This window comes from Microcoleus sp. A006_D1 (assembly GCF_036702805.1).
Classification (GTDB): domain Bacteria; phylum Cyanobacteriota; class Cyanobacteriia; order Cyanobacteriales; family Microcoleaceae; genus Microcoleus.
Genome location: NZ_JAUBVZ010000007.1, coordinates 54,286 through 73,326 on the forward strand (window position 1 = coordinate 54,286; position 19,041 = coordinate 73,326).

The following is a 19,041-nucleotide window of genomic DNA, read 5'->3' on the forward strand; positions in this document are numbered from 1 at the left end:
CCGCGACCCGCTAGTTAGGGCTTTTTAGGAGAGGTAGAAGGGGAAGCAGTTCCACCAGCCCCAGGAGAAGCCTTTGGAGATTCCTTGGGTGCTGGAGAAGAAACAGGAGGAGTAGCAGTGCTGCCACCAGCACCGCCCGGAGAGGGGCTAGCGCCACCGCCACTGCCGGCATCACCGCCGCAAGCGCCGAGGGCTGCTGCAATGCCAATTACCAAAGTCAAACGAATTAATCCCTTGTTCATAAACACTCCTTAACATTGAAAACCCATCGCAAGGAAGGGAATAGTGTACTTGAGAAACAATGCTGGCACGAATAGATCAACGATTCGCTCGTTGATTACAATACTGCATTTATTAATAAATTTCACATTGATTCTGGCGAACCGGCAAAGATTTCATTTTTTTTTGCCAATCCTGAAGTAAAAGTGACCAGTGGTAGGATGGGTTGGTTGGTTTGTGAGGTATGTTTGGTAAGGATAACCGATCGCTCCGGCTAATGCCGCGATAGCCGATCGCCACTCCTAAAAAACTCCTAATCTCAATCAAGCTGAAGCTGCCCCACTCTACGTATTGGTGAACTCTATGACCGCTGCTATCAGATCCCCGGATTCTCCCCGCTCCCGAGCTGCCCGCAAGCCCGCTGCCAGCCCAGCCAACAATAAAGTTACTTCTATTGCCCGAGCCAGACAGGCCAAGACAGGGCCGGTATTGCCCAACTACTCGCCAGCCGACGACGAACAGGCGATGGCTCAGGCTCGCCCCGGAGCATCGGTGCTGAAAGTTTTGCCCGATCGTCAGCGGCAGCCGGTGTGGCTGCGATCGCTCCTGCGGATGCAGCGCGCCTCGACTGCGGCAGCGGTTCTGCTTTTGGGCGGCGCTCTGAGTGTCTACGGCTTGACGGTTTACAGCGAGCAGCGCTGGAGTCAAGAGTATCAAAAGCTGGAAACTCTGCGCCTCCGCGAACAGCAGTTGAGTGCCGCCAGCGAAGTCTTGAAACACCAGCTTGCTCAAGAAGCCCAAAATCCAGAAAGCGGTTTGGTTCGGCAGAATCCTGCGGACACGATTTTTTTGCGGCCCGCCCTGGAGCAGCGGCCCCAAACGGCACCAAATTCAGAACCTGCTCTCAAGAATCGCAGCGGTGTGGAAACGCCACTGGGCTATTGAGGCAATGTCAATACCCCGAGGGCTTTCTGGGGCAGAGTGTCCCAGGGCATGAAAATTCTTCGGGTGTAACTTCCCATTTATTTCCAGAGGCTTTCTGTTGCTTCTTGTTTGACTTTTGTGCAAGTCACGATCAATTTCCGTCTCCAGGGCTGAGATTAAAAGTTAAAAATAAGTAACTTGCTGTTGAATTTTTAATTTTTAATCTTATGAGCTACGACCCCCGTTTTGACCGCTACAGATCGCCGAACTTCAAACGCCCAAAACCGTCGGGCGATTCTCAACGGGATAGCTACGCGGCGCGTAGTTGGTGGGGAAAAGCAACCAAACCCAGAGTTTCCCCCAGTTTCGGCCGCCCGATGCAGCGAGGACGACCGGGGGAGCGTTTAAAAACCAGCAAGTTCCGCTTGTGGGCTGTGTGGGCTGTGTTGATGCTGGGGGGGCTGGGGCTGGCTGTGAATTTGTTTTATTTGCAGGTGACGCGAGCTCCGGCGCTGCGAAAACAGGCTCAGCAACAGCAAACTCTCAAAACGAAGCCGTTTGTGCCGAGACGCCCGATTGTTGACCGCGCGGGGAATGTTTTGGCGATCGACCGACAGGTGTACACGCTCTACGCTCACCCGAAGTTGTTCAAGCACTCGAAGGGGGATATTGCGGCTTTGTTGGCTCCCATGCTGCCGATCGAACTGAGTCCGGGCATGACGGCGGAAACTGAACTGCTGCGCCGGTTTAATCTCGGCGAAAGCGGTATTACGATTGCCGATTCTCTGGCTCAAGAGGTTGCCGATCGCGTGGGGCGGATGCAAATTAAAAACAGTCCGGTGGAGGGCTTGGAGTTGGTGCGCCAGCAGCAGCGTTTTTACCCGCAGCAGGAGTTGGCGGCGGATATCCTCGGTTATGTGGATGGGGAACGCAAGGGGCAAGCTGGGGTGGAATACAGCCAGCAGAATTTGCTGGAACGATCGATGCCGTCGATTCAATTTAGCCGATCGATCAATGGGAATTGGGTTCCCGATCGGCTGACGGCGGGTTTTGTGCAGCTTGATGATTTGAAGTTGCAACTGACGATCGACAGCCGCTTGCAGCGGGCGGCCCGGATTGCTCTCAAGGAAAAAATGAAGAAACACGGGGCGAAGCGGGGCACGGTGATCGTGATGGATGCCAGCAACGGAGAATTGCTGTCAGTGGTAGCCGAACCTTCCTATGACCCGAATCAATACTTTAATTTCGATTTGTCGCGCTATAAAAATTGGGCAGTCACAGATGTTTATGAGCCTGGTTCGACTTTTAAAGCGATTAATGTGGCGATCGCTATGGAAGCCGGTACGGTCAAACCTAACACTGTGTTTAATGACGAAGGTCGGATTTACATAGATGGCTGGACAATCCAAAATTCCGATTACAAATCGGCAGGCGCCCGCGGCCCTTCGACTGTGAGCGAGATTTTGAAACATTCTAGCAATGTGGGCATGGTGCACGTAATGAGCACCATGAAATCTTCTCTTTACTATCAAGCTTTACAAAAACTCGGACTGGGACAAACTGCGGCAACTGATTTGCCTTTTGAAGTAACCAGTCAGCTTAAAAATCGAGATCAATTTATTAATTCTCAGGTGGAATCTGCTACTACTGCTTTTGGTCAGGGTTTTTCCATTACCCCGATGCAGTTGGTGCAGCTTAACGGGGCTTTGGCCAACGGCGGCAAATTGGTAACTCCTCACGTTGTGCGCGGACTTTTCGATCGGGATGGTCAAGCTTTTTGGAAGCTTCCGAGGGCTGTTCCGAAGCAAGTTTTTTCGCCGGAAACTACCAAGCAAGTTATAGAAATGATGGAGGGTGTGGTTGATGGCGGCACGGGGAAAGCTGCACAAATTTCTGGGTATCGGATTGCTGGGAAAACGGGCACAGCTCAAAAAGCTAATGCTAGTGGAGGTTATTCTAATAAGGCGATTATTACTAGCTTTGTGGGGATCATGCCTGCCGATGCTCCTCGGTATGTGGTGCTGGCGGTGATTGATGAGCCTAAGGGTGGTTCGGGGGGAACGGTGGCGGCGCCGATTGTGGAGTCGGTGATGGAGGCGCTGATTTCGATTGAGAAGATTGGGCCGAGCAAAAAGTAGGAAGCGCGGTAGAAATTTTAATCGATCGCCATGAGTGATTGTATAACGGGCGATCGCACTTCCGAACTTTCTCAAAAAGTGGATCTTAGGCTATTGTATCACAGGGTGATGAAAACTGGTCAAAAGGGCGATCGAACGTCAGAATTAACTGTTGAGAAAGGCGATCGCACTTTTCGGATAGTTCCAAAAGGGATCTTGCTCAAGGGCTAATCGAAACAACCTCGCCAGCATCATTTATGCGAACTGCCGAACCGACTGGTAGCGACGAAATCATAGTGCTAACTTGCCTCATCAAAGGTAAAAGGCGATCGGGTCTGGTACTGCTAGAATCTAACACGACAATTGTAATAACACGACTTGCTAGATTTTGTTGATAGGGAAGATTTTTATCAGCCGTGATAAAAACATCAAAAGGATGATTCTCCGATCGAGCCAGAATTTCCCTGTCTTTTAAACCTCTCCATCCCATGTCATAAACATTGCTGATAGAATGACCTTGATCTAGGAAAGGCTGAAGAGAGTTTTTGACTCAACAGATTTTCATCAAGCAGTATAAGCATTTGAAGTATTTTCTACAGACAGCATCATCTTAGTTACATTTTCTAGGACTTTAATTGCCTGAGTTTCTAGGTAAGGAAAATCATTAATAAACTCTGCGAGGCCGCTTTCACCTTCGAGGTAGTCGAAAAAAGTCTTTAAGGGGATGCGGGTGCCGACAAATACGGGGACACCGCTCATAATTTCTGGATCGCGGTGAATAATCCCTCTACTTTGCAGTAATTCTTCTATGTTCACGGGATTTACTCCTTGATATTAAAAGAAGTGGGCAAGTCTAGCTGTAACTGATGGATAATTATATCATAAATTTAGCAAAGGCGATCGCCCTTTTTGGAGAGTTCCAAAAGGGCGCATCCTATTTCCTTTGCGGAGATTCTACCAGTTCTGATTCCTGAAGACGTTGCGATAATAGGCAATCTTCAAAGCTGAAAGCTTCTGAGTCTAGAAAACTAGCGATCGCCATTTCGATCGCAGATTCGAGAGAGCATTCTAGTTGCGTAGCTTTTTCCATCAGGGCGACTTTCACATAGTCAGGCAAATGGGTCATCAGTGAATGAATAGCTTCTGGTGGTAAGTGTTGGATGTTGAGGGTATGATTCATTGTTCTCTGGGAATTTTAACGTTGTAGGGAGGATGTGCAGCTTGAAGGATGAGGGTTTCTAATTCATATAATAACCCTGGTTTTTGCCATTGGTTGAGGGTAACGAAGGCAATTCTCACATCATCTGGATCGTATGCAGGATTGGATAATTCGCCTGCGATTTGATGTTTTTAGGGTTATTCTATTTCCTCGATCGCTCTTTCGCACAACTGAGCCAAATCCTCTAACTTGATATTCCGAAATATGCTGGCGGCGGTAGTGAAAGCTGAAATTGCTTCAGGCTTGTCGCCCTTTGTCGCGCAAGCTTTGCCGATGCAATACCAGACGCGGGCTGTGCTGTATAGATCGTGAATTTGTTCGACTAAAGCTAACGCCTGTCGGTACTGCTGAAGTGCTTCCGGATACTGCTCGCTAGCTAATGCTACATCGCCTTTCGCTTTCAGGGTATTGGCTTTGCCCAGATTGGCTCCTACTTCCTCGTAAAGCTTCAAAGCCGTATCGTAGTGCTCTAGGGCTTCTTCACAACGCTTGAGGAATTGCAAAACATCGCCTTTCGCACTCAGGGTATTAGCTTTGCCCAGTTTAGATCCTACTTGCTCGAAAAGCTTCAAAGCCGTATCGTAGTGCTCTAGGGCTTCTTCACGGCGAGCGAGGAATTGCAAAACATCGCCTTTCGCACGCAGGGTATTAGCTTTGCCCAGATTGTCTCCTACTTGCTCGTAAAGCTTCAAAGCCGTATCGTAGTGTTCTAGGGCTTCTTCACGGCGATCGAGGAATTGCAAAACATTGCCTTTCGCACTCAGGGTATTAGCTTTGCCCAGTTTAGATCCTACTTCCTCGAAAAGCTTCAAAGCCGTATCGTAGTGTTCTAGGGCTTCTTCACGGCGATCGAGGAATTGCAAAACATCGCCTTTCGCTTGCAGCGTATTAGCTTTGCCCAGATTGTCTCCTACTTCCTCGTAAAGCTTCAAAGCGGTATCGTAGTGCTCTAGGGCTTCTTCACAGCGCTTGAGGAATTGCAAAACATCGCCTTTCGCTTTCAGCGTATTAGCCTTGCCCAGTTTGGCTCCTACTTGCTCGTAAAGCTTCAAAGCCGTATCGTAGTGCTCTAGGGCTTCTTCACGGCGATCGAGGAATTGCAAAACATCGCCTTTGGCACGCAGGGTATTAGCTTTGCCCAGTTTTTCTCCTACTTGCTCGAAAAGCTTCAAAGCGGTATCGTAGTGCTCTAGGGCTTCTTCACGGCGATCGAGGAATTGCAAAACATCGCCTTTCGCACTCAGGGTATTAGCCTTGCCCAGTTTTTCTCCTACTTGCTCGAAAAGCTTCAAAGCGGTATCGTAGCGGGACAATGCCTCCTGCGCTTCATAAAATCGGAAATGAATGTGCCCGAACCAATACACCACATCTGCGGCGAAACTCTCTGGCACTCGTTTAGCCTCAACCAGTTCCTGCACGGCTGCTAGCAGCGCCTCCGCTTCCTCCCGACGAAAATTATGGTCTAGACTTGTGATGTAGTGCTCAAACTGACTGCTGCCTCCCTCAAAATCCGCCATCACGGCATGATAAATCTGTTCGATCCGATTCGTATCCTCTGCACTAAAATAGTCAACCAGACGCTGGGAAAATTGCTTAAACGCTTCTTCATCCGTTTCCCATAGATGCTTCAGCATCGCCTTCCGAGTCCGTTCGTGAATATTGTGTCCTCTGTCGGGAAACCCTTCCACAAACGGGAGATGCTGGAGTTCCAGATACAGCGCCTCTGCCTGTTGAGCTAAATCTGGCTGTAATGCCACTAAGATATTGGCATCAAACCAATGTGACACGGCGGCAGCCAGCGCCATTGCCCTCAACTCTGGCGACAGCACCGACAGGAAAAGTTCTGCCAGCAGCCAATCCTTTTCTTCCTCCGTCTGCGCCTGTGTCAATCGCGCTAAAAACTCGGCGTTCATATCTGCTGCCTCGTCCGTGCTGCACTTTCTAATAAGGTAACGACTCGTGCCGGTACACCTCCTACCGCATCGATTAAAACATCAATCTCTTGGGAACTGAAGCAGTCGAAGCCAACGTCCTTAACGTAACCATACCAGGCTTCGCGTTCCATAATCCGATCGAGCTTGCAGCGATGATGCCAGCTTTGCCATTCGATAGTGGGTTGGGGAATAATTTGTCCTGCCACGATCGCAAATAGCTTTGGGTTGAGTGCCACTTCTGCCAAAAACGGACTCTCGATCCATCCCGCCAGTTCTTCCGTCGCGCCATTGTATGTATCTAGAATAAATGCGATCGGGCGATCGAACTGTTCTAAATCTTCAAAAAAAACCTGTTGAAGTTGAGTTAAACGATACTTTCGTTCCTCTGGTGGCACATCCAAAATCACCTGAATTTGGCTGCCTTCTCCCGTCAAACGATTGTTCTGAATCTCAACACCAGAATTGAGAAAGCGATCGATCTGGGCATTAAAATTCCGAAAGCGTTTTTTTCCGAGTACGCGCTGAATCCGGGAAAACACAAAAGCGATACCAGCTTGCGCCCCTTTGAGATCGATTAAAACTGGATGAATTTCCTGGGAACACAATATCTCAAACCGCCCCATCAAACCCGTTTTCCCATAACCCGACGGTGCTTCAATCAACAAAATCCGTTCTTGCACCTGCCGCCGCAACATCTTTTCAAACTGGTCCAACTCCCGCGTGTGATTGGCAAAGTGCCTCATGGTTGCGTCCCCGAATCGTTATCCCTCGTGCTGATGCTAGAACCCTCTCCAGTTAGTTGATTCCGTTCTACCAAAGCATCCGTAGCTTTGATGCTACTCTGTTTCCCCTTCAGCGTATTCCTCCGAATCACCGTCTTGGCTGACGAGTTCCCAGAGTAGCTTTGTTGAATCAGCAAAATCGAGCCCACTAATGTCAAAACCGCGAGTGCCAAAGGAACCCACGGCTTCAAGTTATCCGGCAAATTCGGTAACTGGTTGGTGAAATACCCCACCAACACGGTAATCAACCCAGAGGCAAGGTACAGTAAAGATTGGTTCATAGTAGCAGAGGATCAGTCAAATACTCTCGGTTTTATCTGCACCCTATTGTGACAAAATTCCGGAGATTTTACCGCCACAAAGGAAAGCCCGAAATAAACTTATGCCGATATGGATCGTGCCGATCGCAATATTCTCAGTCGCTGCGGGTTAAAATTCCAAGAAAATAGCAATCTTGAACCTCGGTTGCCCAATCAACAATTTTTTCGACAAATACCTAGTTTTGCAATAGTCACGTAGGGTGCCTCAGACCATTCAAACCTGTTGAGATCGAAAAATTAATGACTGACGCACCTTACAAGTTGATTTAAATTCTGTCACTCACCTAGGCGGAGTCTAAAAAATCTCCCCAACAATCATCCCCGCCAATATGACAAATCCCACCCAAACATTTTGGCGAAATATTTGACCGTAAACAGGTGTGGGAATATCCGCTTTACGCAGTTGACTGTACTGCAAAAACCACAAAATCGCCGCCGCAAAAATTGCTATCCAAAAACCGATGTGCAATTGCAAATTAATTCCCATTGCTGCCAACAAACCGACAGTCCCAACAAAGAAAAAACCGACAGCATTAGTTACATTATCCCCGAAAAAGATTGCGCTGGAATTCACGCCTAAACGCAAATCATCTTCCCTGTCGCTCATTGCATAAACTGTATCAAATCCCATCGTCCAAAATACGACTGCGCCCCACAGCAACCAAGTCGCTAATTCTAGTTTCCCAACTGCTGCACTCCAACTAATTAAAACTGCAAATCCCCAGGCTATTGATAACACTAATTGCGGCACGGGAAAAACTCTTTTTGCTAGGGGATAGCAGATAATTACTGGTACGGCGGCGACACACAGCCAGAAACTTAAAGGATTGAGATAAAGGGCGAGAATGGCCGCGCAAGCAAAGGAAATTAAAGCGACTCCGATCGCAGTTTGCACTTTCAGGGCGCGGGATGCTAGGGGGCGCGATCGCGTTCTTTCTACTTCGGGATCGATATCGCGATCCCACAAGTCGTTAATCACGCATCCAGCCGCACTCGTGGCTAGGGTGCCCAACACGATCACACCGACTAATGCTGCGGGCGGCGTTCCGTGGGCTGCTAAAAAGACGGCCCAGAGGGCTGGAATCATTAAAATTAGCCTTCCTGCTGGCTTGTCCCACCTCAAAAGCCGGATGATAGTAAGTAGTGTAGATTCAGATTGGCGATCGGGCTCTTGAAGCATTTTAATTCTAGATTTGAGGTTTTTAACTGTAGACTATATCAAATTTTAGGGCAAATTACCTAGGATCTCTGCGGGCGATTCCCTACCGGATAGCTACGCCACCCGTACTTCTGCATAAATTTAAAATAGTTGCAACTCTTGTGGGCTCGGCGGTTCCGGATTTTTGCTAATTTAAGATCGCGCCTCACTGGATTCGTGAAATAATCATAAATATCTGTCAACCCCGATACACTCCAATGGTTAATTCACTTGCTTCTGCGGAGTCAAATCGCATTATTGCCGCTATTGATATGGGTACTAACTCGTTTCACATGGTGGTGGCGCGGATCGATCCGAAATTGCCTGCGTTTACGATTATTGCTAGAGAAAAAGATACGGTTCGGTTGGGTGATTGTGAACCAAAAACAGGGTGTTTGAAGTCTGAAGTGATGGAAAGGGCGATCGCCACTTTGCGCCGTTTTCAAGATATTGCTAAAACTTTCAATGCTGAACAAATTATCGCTGTGGCTACCAGTGCGGTTCGAGAAGCGCCTAACGGGCGGGATTTTCTCAAACAAGTTGCTGACGAATTAGACCTAAATGTTAGCTTAATTTCCGGTCAAGAAGAAGCGCGGAGAATTTATCTCGGCGTGCTTTCGGGTATGGAGTTTAACAATCAGTCCCAGGTGATTATTGATATTGGGGGCGGTTCTACTGAGTTAATTTTAGGAGATAGTTCCGAACCGCGCTGTCTCACCAGTACCAAAATTGGTGCTGTGCGCTTAACAGGAGAATTTGTCAAAACTGACCCGATTAGCCGGGAGGAGTTTGCTTATTTGCAAGCTTATATTCGGATTGCGCTGGAAAGACCGATCGACGAATTGCGATCGCAATTCAAAGCTGGCGAACCTCTGCGCTTGATCGGTACTGCGGGAACCATCGAAACTCTGGCTGCAATTAACGCCCGCGAAAAGTTGGGAACAGTTCCGAGTCCGCTAGCTGGATATCAGTTAAGTTTAAAAGATTTGCGCGATTTAGTCAATCGCTTTCGCAAACTTTCCTACTCCGAAAGGCTGGCAATTCCCGGAATGTCGGACAAGCGGGCGGAAATTATTCTCGCGGGCGCTTTGATTTTGCAGGAAGCGATGGCACTATTAGGCATGGAATCGCTCACTGTGTGCGATCGATCTTTGAGAGAAGGCGTCATTGTTGACTGGATGCTAAGTCGCGGTTTGATTGAAAATCGCTTGCGCTATCAAGGTTCAATCCGCCAGCGCAGCGTTTTACACATGGCTGACAAATATCAAGTCAACTTAGAACAAAGCGAAAGAACCGCAGAATTTGCGCTCAAATTGTTCGACCAAACCCAAGGAATTCTGCACTCTTGGGGAACCGAAGAACGAGAGTTGCTGTGGGCCGCCGCGATTCTGCACAACTCGGGTTTGTACGTCAGTCATTCAGCGCACCACAAGCATTCTTACTATTTAATTCGCAATGGTGAGTTATTGGGATACACTGAAACTGAGATTGAAGTAATTGCTAATTTAGCACGCTATCACCGCAAGAATCCTCCTAAAAAGAAACACGAAAATTTCACAATTCTCCCCAAGAAATACCGGGAAGTCGTTAGTAAATTGCATCCATTTCTGCGGTTGGCTGTGGCTTTAGACAGGCGGCAAATTGGCGCAATTGCTGATTTTAAATGCGAACACCGCCCGGAAGTGCGAGAGTTTCACTTACGGCTGCAACCGCTCAATCCCGGGGACGATTGCGCTCTGGAAATGTGGAGTTTGGATTATAAAAAGCCTGCTTTTGAATATGAGTACAATCTCAAATTAGTGGCAACTTTGGAGCCTACTCTGGTTGCACTTTAAATATGAGGTAGAGCAACTGTAGGGTGCGCACTGCGCACCTTACGCATATATAGAACGACAATCAGCTAAAATATTTGGAGCGATCGCCATTTTCAACATAAAATAGAAAAATGTCAAATCCCTTGCTTTCCCTCAACTACGAGCCCGCCCTCGAATCCCTCGGTGGCGACTATTTTGATGAAGTCCCGGCGGCCGATTTTCCGCAGCACATCCTCCGCTTCCGCAATGACCAATTATTGCCGACATTGGGTTTAGATCCCGCACAAGTAACAGACGAACATTTCATCCAAGCATTCGGCAAATTTCACTGCGTCCGTCCCTTTCTCGCACTCCGCTATCACGGCTATCAATTCAACGAATACAACCCGAATTTAGGCGACGGTAGAGGCTTTTTATACGGTCAAGTTCGCGGCACTGACGGCAGACTTTATGACTTCGGCACTAAAGGTTCCGGCCGCACTCCCTACTCGCGAAGTGCTGATGGTAGACTCACTCTTAAAGGGGGAATTCGCGAAGTTTTGGCCGCCGAAGCTTTGCACCGATTGGGAGTTCGGACATCTCGCTGTTTTAGTTTAGTTGAAACTGGGGATGCTTTGTGGCGCGGGGATGAGCCTTCTCCCACGCGATCGTCTGTAATGGTGCGTTTTAGCCACTCTCACATCCGCTTTGGAACTTTTGAAAGACTAAATTATATCCGCCGCCCGGACTTAATTAAAAAACTTTTAGATTTTGTCATTGAATATTACTATCCTGAACTGCATCTAGAAGCTAGCACTTCTGGTGTTTCACCGGAACAAAAATATGCGCTGTTTTATGCAGATTTAGTCAAGCGTGTAGCGGAATTGGTCGCTCAGTGGATGGCCGCAGGTTTTTGCCACGCTGTGCTGAATACTGATAATATGTCGATTACTGGCGAAAGTTTTGATTACGGGCCTTTTGCTTTTATTCCAACTTACGATCCGAAATTTACAGCGGCTTATTTCGACTATTACGGTCTTTATTGTTACGGCAATCAACCGTTTATTTGCCACGGGAATTTGGAGAAGCTTCAGCAACCGCTAGCAGCGGCGATTCCTCAAGCTGATATGGATGCTGCTTTGGCTAAGTTTGGTGAGTATTATAATGCGGCTTACCGTAAGTTGATGCTGAATAGATTGGGATTTGAGGATTTGCCTGAGGATGAGGGTGATGAGCTTTTGAAGCTGACAATTAAGATGCTGGCGGAGTCTCAAGTTGATTATCACGATTTCTTTTGGGAGTTACGAAAACAGTTCGATCGCACTTGGCGAGATGATGTCAATCAAATTTTTACCGAGGCCCAAGCGACGGAGTTGCTAGCACCTTGGCGGGAGTTTTATTGTCACGTTTTGCAAAGTTTGTCGGCGGATGATCTGGATAAAATGGCCCAGAGGTTGCGGAAGCACAATCCTGAACAATCGCTGTTGAGGCCTACGATTGAGGCTGTTTGGGAACCGATCGCTCTTGAGGATAATTGGGAACCGTTTTATGATTTGGTTGAGCGCATTCAAAATCCAGAGGGTTGATCTATACCAATAAAACAGGTTTGTAGTGAGGACTTTAGTCCTCATGAAAGAGCGGACTAAAGTCCTCACTACGAACTAATGAATAACTGTTTTTAGTGAGAACTTTAGTCCTCAGTAAAGAGCGGACTAAAGTCCTCACTACGAACCTTTTTTATTTGAGTTTGTCAATCTCAAATTGTGCGTCTTTGTAACCGCCCGTAAGTCCTTGATCGAGAAAGATTTTGCCCGCTTTTTCTAAGTCGCTAATTGCTCCTGCTTTGTCTCCCAATGCGCGGCGAACCATGGCTCTACCGTAGTATGCTGCTGCATAATTCGGATTGATCCGAATGGCTTGGACGTAATCGGCGATCGCACTATTGTAATTATTTAACTGCTGGTAAACCTTCGCCCGATTGGCGTAGGCTTCAGCATCGTTGGGATTGAACCCGATTGCTGCGGTAAAATCTGCGATCGCCCCTTGGGCGTCTCCCCCTCCGCTGCGAGCCAAACCGCGGTTGCTCAAAGCATTATAATCCTTGGGATTCAGTGTCACCGCTTGAGTGCAATCGGCAATTGCTTTGGGATAATCCTTCAAATTTAAATAAGCTATACAGCGATTGTTGTAAGCAACCGCATCCTGATTGTTCAGCTCCATTGCCTGAGTGCAATCGTCAATTGCCGCTTGATACGCTCCCAAATTCAACTGCGTGCTGCAACGATTCGCGTAAGCATCTCCACTCTTGGGATCGATCGCAATTACCTGAGAATAATCCGCCAAAGCTCCCTGATAATCTCCTAGGTGAAAGCGAGCTCTCCCCCGACTGTAGAAAGCACCAACATTCTGAGCATCCAGTTTAATTGCCTCAGTATAATCTCCAATCGCCCCCTGCAAATCGCTGCTCCCAGCCCGAGCCAACCCCCGCGAATGATAAGCTTTCACCAGCTTCGGCTGCAACCGAATTACTTCCGATAAATCCTGAATAGCCGTTTTGTAATCTTGCAATTCTAAATAAGTAACTCCTCTTTCATAATATGTATCAGCATCGTTGGGCTGGAGACTCAAAACCTGGGTGTAATCCTCAATCGCCCCGCGCTTGTCGTTAAAATCGTGACGGGCTAGCGCCCGGTTATAATAAGCCTGAAAATAGTTAGGATTGAGAGCGATCGCCTGAGAATAATCGGTAATCGCTTCTTGATATTTTTTTAAATCATAATTAGCATTACCCCGCTGATAAAAACTCTCAGCATTATTAGGATTTAATTGAATTGACTTATTGAACGCCTGCAAAGCTGCCGCCGCATCTTGATTGCGAGATTTTGCGACTCCCTGTTCGTAATATTCCTTAGCTTTAATCGGATTCGGGCGGCTGCAATAATTAAACAGAAATACCAGAGATAGCATCCCTAATCCAGCCATAATTAGCCACAAAAACCGATTTTTCCAAGGTGACACAACACTATTATTTGACAGTAAGCTTGGAGAAATACTTTTCTTTTGAGCCGCATTCCCCGGTTCTTGGCGATGTCTCAGCTTGCTGAGAGCTGCCAAAACTTCATCAGCAGATTGATAGCGTTTGCCAAATTGATGACCGACCATTTTGTCAATTATATTTGCCAGTGCCGTAGAACATTGAGCTCGGTTTCGCCAAACAATTTCCCCGGTGTGAGAAGGACTAGGATCTTGCAATTTTGGCAAATCCGTACCGGGCAAACCCGTGATAGCTTGGATGGCCATCATCCCCACTGCATAGAGGTCACTGCTAAATTGCGGGTTGCCTTGAAATTGTTCGATCGGCATATAAGCGGGAGTGCCAGTCGCAATGGTACGCGGAAATTCTGTATCGTACTCAGTGACGTGATTCGCAACTTCTTTAACCGAGCCGAAGTCAATTAAAACTAATTTGCCGTCTGGTTTGCGGCGGATTAAGTTGGAGGGGTTAACATCGCGGTGAATCACACCCTGAGAGTGTACGAAGGCTAGCAGTTTTAATACTTCTTCCAATAGCGATAGCACTCGTTCTTCCCGCCAAGGTTGACCGGCCATAATTTCCCGATTTAGGGCGTGTCCGGGGACAAACTCTTCGACGAGGTAGAATTGATTGCTTTCTTCAAAATAAGCGAGTAAAAAGGGGATTTGATCGTGTTTTCCCAGCTTTTCTAATATTTCTGCTTCTTGTTTAAATAAACGGTAAGCTGTTTTGAGGACTGTGGAAGTATTGCTGGGAGGGCGAAGTTGTTTGACTACGCATTGAGGGTGGCCCGGGCGGCGAGTATCGACAGCTAAATAAGTTTGTCCGAAAGCTCCCGAACTGAGAATTTGCACTACGCGATAACGCCTGTCTAAAAGTTGACCAACCATGTTCATATCGATAATTGGGAATGGGTAACGGGGAATTGGTAATTGGTAATTGGGAATGGGTACCGGGGAATGGGGAATTGGTAATTGGGAATTATTAGTAATTGGTGATTTGGGCTTCTTCCTTCTTCCTGGTTGGTTATTCATTTTTCCTACTAATGACTGATGACAGTTGACAGTTGACAGTTGATAGTTGATAGTTGACAGTTGACGGTTGACGGTTGACAGTTGACGGTTGACAGTTGACGGTTGACAGTTGACCGACTGATGACTGATGACTGATGACTGATGACTGATGACTGATGACTGATGACTGATGACTGATGACTGATGACTAATAGTTTATTTAGGATCGTTCATTTGTGCTTGTGCGTTTTGAAAACCATCAGCTCTTCCTTGTTCTAGAAACAAGGTTGCAGCTTTCTGAAAATCCTCGATCGCCCCAGCCCGATCTTTGAGCTGGCGGCGGACGAGGCCTCGGCTGTAGAAAGCGGTAGCATTGTTGGGATTGAGCCGCAGCGACTGAGCGAAATCCTCAACCGCTAAAGGGTAATTTTTCAGAGAAGAGTACAGGGTACCGCGATTGCTGTAAGCTACGGCATCGCTGGGATTGAGCCGAATTGCTTGCGTGAAATCTTCCACAGCCCCGAGTTTGTCTCCCGAAGCCTCGCGAGCTAATCCTCGATTGCTGTATGCTTTGGGATTGTTGCTGTTGAGTCCGATAGTCAAACTGCAATCTTCGCTGGCCTTTTGAAATTGTTTTAAATTCAGATGAGCAATGCAGCGGTTGTTATAAGCTGCTTCATCTTTAGGATCGAGGCTGATTGCTCGGCTGCAATCTTCGATCGCTTTGTCGTAGGTTGCCAAATTTAAGTAAGCGCTGCACCGATTCGTATAAGCATCAGCTTGCTCTGGTTCCAATTCGATCGCCCTACTATAATCTTCCATGGCTCCTTGATAATCTGCCAGATTAAATCTCGATCGACCGCGACTGTAGTAAACGCCAGCTTGTTTGGGGCTAATTTGAATTGCTTGGGTAAAATCTGCCATTGCTCCGGTTTTGTCGCCCGAGGCCGATCGAGCTAAACCCCGATTGCTGTAAGCTGTAGCATCATTCGGATTGAGCCGAATTGCCTGAGTGTAGTCTTCAATTGCCGTGCGGAAGTCTGCCAAATCGTAATAGGCTAAACCCCGCTGATAGTATGCCTCACCATCGCTAGGATTCAGTCGCAATACTTGAGTCAGATCTTCCACCGCCCCCCGCTTGTCGCCGGTGTCGCGGCGGGCCAGAGCTCGATTGTAGATGGCTTTGGTGTGGCTGGGATTGATTTTAATTGCTTGCGTGTAATCCTGTATCGCTTGCTCTGTCGCGCCCAGATCATAACGAGTATTAGCCCGTTTGTAGAAAGTTTCGGCATCGCCGGCATTTATGGCGATCGCTTGAGTATAATCGGCGATCGCACCTGTTTTGTCGCCTTGCTGCGCCTTTGCAACCCCCCGGGCCAACAATTCTTTTGCCCTCGCCGGACTTTGACTGTGCCAAAAGTAAATTATGAGTGCTGTCAAGATTAAAGCTGCCGGTATTGCAGCCCACAGCCACAGTCTGGTGGGGCGCTGTTTGCGCAGTTGACTCGTAGCCTTGCTGATGATAGTGGCTGGCGTTCGAGCAGCCTCCGAGGTTACGGCGATTTGTTTGAGATGTGCCAAAACTTCGGCGGCTTCCTGATAGCGTTCCTCGCAGTCGGAGTCCACCATTCGATCGATCGTATCTGCTAGCGCCGCCGAACAAGTCGCGCGATTTCGCCAGGGAATTTCGCCTTGGTTGTTTGAGGCACTCAATTCTGTGGGTGAGAGTCCCGTTACGGCAAGCTGGGCGATCGTACCGAGAGCGTAAATGTCGCTATTGTAGCGGGGGTTGCCTTGCGATTGCTCGATCGGCACGTATAATTCCTGGGCCGCCAAATCCTGTTTTTTTCCCAAAGGCTTTTTCACAGAGTTCGGGGAGGTGGGCGCCAACAAATGACAATTAGCGAGTTCCGGGTTAATTTCTTTGTCTAAGCTAAAGTCAACCAATACAAATTTGCCGTCTGACTCGCGCCGGATCACTCTGTCAGGTTGAATTCTGCGGTGAATGAAGCCCTGGGAGTGTATAAACACCAAAACTTCTAATATGGATGATAGCAGAGCAATTACTTGATCTTCTGGCCAAGGTTCACCAGGTATAAGTTCCTGGCTTAAAGGTTGACCGGCAATAAATTCTTCAATTAAGTATAAACTTTGATTTTCCTCAAAATACGCCAATAATTCGGGGATTTTGTCGTGTTTACCCAATTTTTCAATTATTTCTGCATTTCTTTGAAATATAATTTTGACTAATTCTGGAGTTTGCGAACTTGTACCGGGAAGTCGCATTTCTCTAACCGTGCATTGCGGATACCCGGGACGGTGAGTATCTGCGGCTACATAAGTTTTTCCCACTTCACTTGAGTCTGTGACTTTAATGATGCGGTAACGTCTGTCGAGAAGTTGACCAATCATGCTCTGCCCTCTACCCTGTTAATGTTCGATTATCGCATAAAATCAGGATAGGCAAAACATTTGGCTGACTAATTTAAGTTCGCTCGCGCTTTGATAAGCCCGTGCGAGCGGGAAGGATCGCGCTTTGATAAGCCGGTGCGAGCGGGGAGAGCACTCAAACAAAAAACGCTTTTTCCAAAAGTGAGATGCTCCCAATTTAAGTTCGATCGGGCCGTGACTCGGCCCAACGGGCGCTCCAATAGCTGCAAGCTGGGCTAACGGATTGGCGATCGAACTCAAGGGCGGCGGCCGCGCTCTTCTAATATCTGAGAAAAAACTCGCTGAAATTGTCGATCGGAGCGATCGGATCTGTATAATTTAACAACCGGGCCGAAGATTGACTGACATGAACTTACCACTGGTTGAATCTATTCTAATAGTTCAATTGAGCCTGCATCTTGAAGCCTGCGAGCAATTAGCGTTCGCAGGAAAATCATTATACAATATCCCCTTAATGCCAACTCAGCAAATCGTGCAGTTTGTCCAAAATGGCGAGAGTTTTTATTTTTTGAATTACCAACCTGAGAATTATACCATCGCCGATCGAGAAGCAATTGTGTGACCCTAAAAAAAGGAAATTGAGTTCACTTTGGAATGTGTAAAAAATAAAAATGTCTGAATCATTAACAAAAGGAGGAACGATCGCAGCGATCGCCACCGCCATAGTCCCCCAACAAGGCAGCGTCGGCATTGTGAGACTTTCCGGCGACTGCGCCTTAAAAATTGCCGAAACTCTGTTTCGCGCCCCAGGACGGCAAATTTGGGAATCTCACCGCATTCTTTACGGTCACATCCGCCGCCCCAAAACTCAAGAATTAGTCGATGAAGCTTTGCTGCTAATCATGAAAGCGCCGCGTTCTTTCACGCGCGAAGATGTGGTGGAATTTCACTGTCACGGCGGCATTATGGCGGTGCAGCAAGTGTTGCAGTTGTGTTTGGAAAATGGGGCGAGATTGGCCGCGCCGGGAGAGTTTTCGCTGCGGGCTTTTTTGAACGGGAGGCTTGATTTAACTCAAGCTGAAAGCATTTCAGATTTGGTGGGAGCAAAATCTCCGGCTGCTGCACAAAGTGCTTTGGCGGGTTTGCAGGGAAAATTAGCCCAGCCAATTCGCCAACTGAGAACAACTTGTTTGGATGTACTGGCAGAAATTGAGGCGAGAATTGATTTTGAGGAAGATTTGCCACCTTTAGATGAAGCTAAAACTTGTTGGGAAATAAATCATATTTTGGCGGAATTGTCAACTATTTTGGCAACAGCCGATCGCGGAGAATTGTTGAGAAGTGGTTTGAAAGTGGCGATTGTTGGTCGCCCGAATGTGGGAAAGTCGAGTTTGTTGAATGCGTGGAGTAAGAGCGATCGGGCGATCGTCACAGATTTGCCCGGAACGACGCGGGATGTGGTAGAATCGCAGCTCGTTGTGGGCGGCATTCCGGTGCAGGTGCTGGATACTGCGGGCATTCGCGAGACGGAAGACAAGGTGGAAAAAATTGGCGTTGAGCGATCGCGCGCCGCAGCCAAACAAGCCGATTTAGTATTGTTGACAATTGATGCAGAATCTGGCTGGACAGAGGACGATGCGGAAATTTACGAACAAGTAAAGCACCGCCAGCTAATTATAATCATCAACAAAATCGACCTAGTAAAAACAACTCCCGAATTACCTTTTCCCTCTGAAAATCACCCCATAGTTGTCGCCGCCGCCGCCCTCGATCGAGGCATAGAAGACTTAGAAACAGCCATCTTAGATGCCGTCAGCGGGGGAAATTTGCAAGCAGCAAACTCAGATTTAGCAATCAACCAGCGGCAAGCAGCAGCCTTAACTAGAGCCAAAATTTCTCTGGAACAATGCACGGATACTATTAGCAATAAATTGCCTTTAGATTTCTGGACAATAGATTTGCGCGGTGCAATTCAAGCATTGGGGGAAGTAACGGGGGAAGAAGTGACGGAATCAGTGTTGGATAGAATATTTAGCAGGTTTTGCATTGGGAAATAGCAAATTCAATTGATTTACATCAATCTACTGAGCGGCCGAG

Annotated in this window: 17 protein-coding genes; 7 read left to right on the forward strand and 10 right to left on the reverse strand. The window is 47.6% G+C overall.

Annotated elements, in window-relative coordinates; translation table 11 throughout:
• Positions 1–14 precede the first annotated feature (14 nt).
• Positions 15–242, reverse strand: coding sequence for a serine protease (locus QUB68_RS14480; protein WP_332993508.1), 228 nt, complete (start codon positions 240–242; stop codon positions 15–17).
• Positions 243–582: 340 nt separating this feature from the next.
• Here QUB68_RS14480 and QUB68_RS14485 point away from each other — a divergent pair, with 340 nt between their 5' ends.
• From QUB68_RS14485 to QUB68_RS14495, 3 genes are all read left to right on the forward strand, one after another.
• The gene (locus tag QUB68_RS14485; RefSeq protein ID WP_332993511.1) at positions 583–1,164 is read left to right on the forward strand and encodes a hypothetical protein; all 582 of its coding nucleotides are present in this window, start codon (positions 583–585) and stop codon (positions 1,162–1,164) included.
• Positions 1,165–1,370: 206 nt separating this feature from the next.
• Positions 1,371–3,281 (forward strand): peptidoglycan D,D-transpeptidase FtsI family protein, encoded by a 1,911-nt coding sequence (locus tag QUB68_RS14490; protein ID WP_332993514.1) that lies wholly within the window; start codon positions 1,371–1,373, stop codon positions 3,279–3,281.
• Positions 3,282–3,311: 30 nt separating this feature from the next.
• Positions 3,312–3,491, forward strand: a complete 180-nt coding sequence (locus tag QUB68_RS14495; protein ID WP_332993516.1) for a hypothetical protein — start codon at positions 3,312–3,314, stop codon at positions 3,489–3,491.
• Here QUB68_RS14495 and QUB68_RS14500 read toward each other — a convergent pair.
• The 7 genes from QUB68_RS14500 to QUB68_RS14530 all read right to left on the reverse strand — a co-directional run bounded on the left by QUB68_RS14500 (position 3,481) and on the right by QUB68_RS14530 (position 8,695).
• Positions 3,481–3,750, reverse strand: coding sequence for a hypothetical protein (locus QUB68_RS14500; protein ID WP_332993518.1), 270 nt, complete (start codon positions 3,748–3,750; stop codon positions 3,481–3,483). The two genes, QUB68_RS14495 and QUB68_RS14500, sit on opposite strands and share 11 nt — an antisense overlap.
• A 74-nt stretch (positions 3,751–3,824) precedes the next feature.
• Positions 3,825–4,076 carry a DUF433 domain-containing protein gene (locus tag QUB68_RS14505; RefSeq protein WP_332993521.1) on the reverse strand — a complete coding sequence of 84 codons (252 nt, stop codon included), beginning with the start codon at positions 4,074–4,076 and terminating at the stop codon, positions 3,825–3,827.
• A 118-nt stretch (positions 4,077–4,194) separates the two neighbouring features.
• Positions 4,195–4,440 (reverse strand): hypothetical protein, encoded by a 246-nt coding sequence (locus QUB68_RS14510; RefSeq protein WP_265239553.1) that lies wholly within the window; start codon positions 4,438–4,440, stop codon positions 4,195–4,197.
• Between the two features lie 176 nt (positions 4,441–4,616).
• Entirely contained in the window at positions 4,617–6,392 is a 1,776-nt protein-coding gene (locus QUB68_RS14515; RefSeq protein ID WP_332993522.1) for a tetratricopeptide repeat protein, read from the reverse strand.
• On the reverse strand, positions 6,389–7,108 hold the full coding sequence (locus tag QUB68_RS14520; RefSeq protein WP_332993524.1) for a hypothetical protein: 720 nt from the start codon (positions 7,106–7,108) through the stop codon (positions 6,389–6,391). Before QUB68_RS14520 ends, QUB68_RS14515 begins: the two co-directional genes overlap by 4 nt.
• 44 nt (positions 7,109–7,152) lie before the next feature.
• Positions 7,153–7,476 (reverse strand): hypothetical protein, encoded by a 324-nt coding sequence (locus QUB68_RS14525; protein ID WP_332993526.1) that lies wholly within the window; start codon positions 7,474–7,476, stop codon positions 7,153–7,155.
• 334 nt (positions 7,477–7,810) lie between these two features.
• Positions 7,811–8,695 (reverse strand): 4-hydroxybenzoate solanesyltransferase, encoded by an 885-nt coding sequence (locus tag QUB68_RS14530; RefSeq protein WP_332993528.1) that lies wholly within the window; start codon positions 8,693–8,695, stop codon positions 7,811–7,813.
• Between the two features lie 236 nt (positions 8,696–8,931).
• Here QUB68_RS14530 and QUB68_RS14535 point away from each other — a divergent pair, with 236 nt between their 5' ends.
• Both QUB68_RS14535 and QUB68_RS14540 read left to right on the forward strand, forming a co-directional pair.
• Positions 8,932–10,548, forward strand: a complete 1,617-nt coding sequence (locus QUB68_RS14535) for a Ppx/GppA phosphatase family protein (RefSeq protein ID WP_332993530.1) — start codon at positions 8,932–8,934, stop codon at positions 10,546–10,548.
• 110 nt (positions 10,549–10,658) lie between these two features.
• The gene (locus QUB68_RS14540; RefSeq protein WP_332993532.1) at positions 10,659–12,092 is read left to right on the forward strand and encodes a protein adenylyltransferase SelO; all 1,434 of its coding nucleotides are present in this window, start codon (positions 10,659–10,661) and stop codon (positions 12,090–12,092) included.
• Positions 12,093–12,243: 151 nt separating this feature from the next.
• Here QUB68_RS14540 and QUB68_RS14545 read toward each other — a convergent pair whose 3' ends face one another.
• On the reverse strand, positions 12,244–14,430 hold the full coding sequence (locus QUB68_RS14545) for a tetratricopeptide repeat protein (RefSeq protein ID WP_442923093.1): 2,187 nt from the start codon (positions 14,428–14,430) through the stop codon (positions 12,244–12,246).
• Positions 14,431–14,769: 339 nt separating this feature from the next.
• On the reverse strand, positions 14,770–16,965 hold the full coding sequence (locus tag QUB68_RS14550) for a tetratricopeptide repeat protein (protein WP_332993535.1): 2,196 nt from the start codon (positions 16,963–16,965) through the stop codon (positions 14,770–14,772).
• A 385-nt stretch (positions 16,966–17,350) separates the two neighbouring features.
• Between QUB68_RS14550 and QUB68_RS14555 the strand changes: the two genes are divergently transcribed.
• Positions 17,351–17,566, forward strand: coding sequence for a hypothetical protein (locus QUB68_RS14555; RefSeq protein ID WP_332993537.1), 216 nt, complete (start codon positions 17,351–17,353; stop codon positions 17,564–17,566).
• Between the two features lie 49 nt (positions 17,567–17,615).
• On the forward strand, positions 17,616–19,001 hold the full coding sequence (mnmE, locus tag QUB68_RS14560) for a tRNA uridine-5-carboxymethylaminomethyl(34) synthesis GTPase MnmE (protein ID WP_332993540.1): 1,386 nt from the start codon (positions 17,616–17,618) through the stop codon (positions 18,999–19,001).
• The last annotated feature ends 40 nt before the right edge of the window (positions 19,002–19,041 follow it).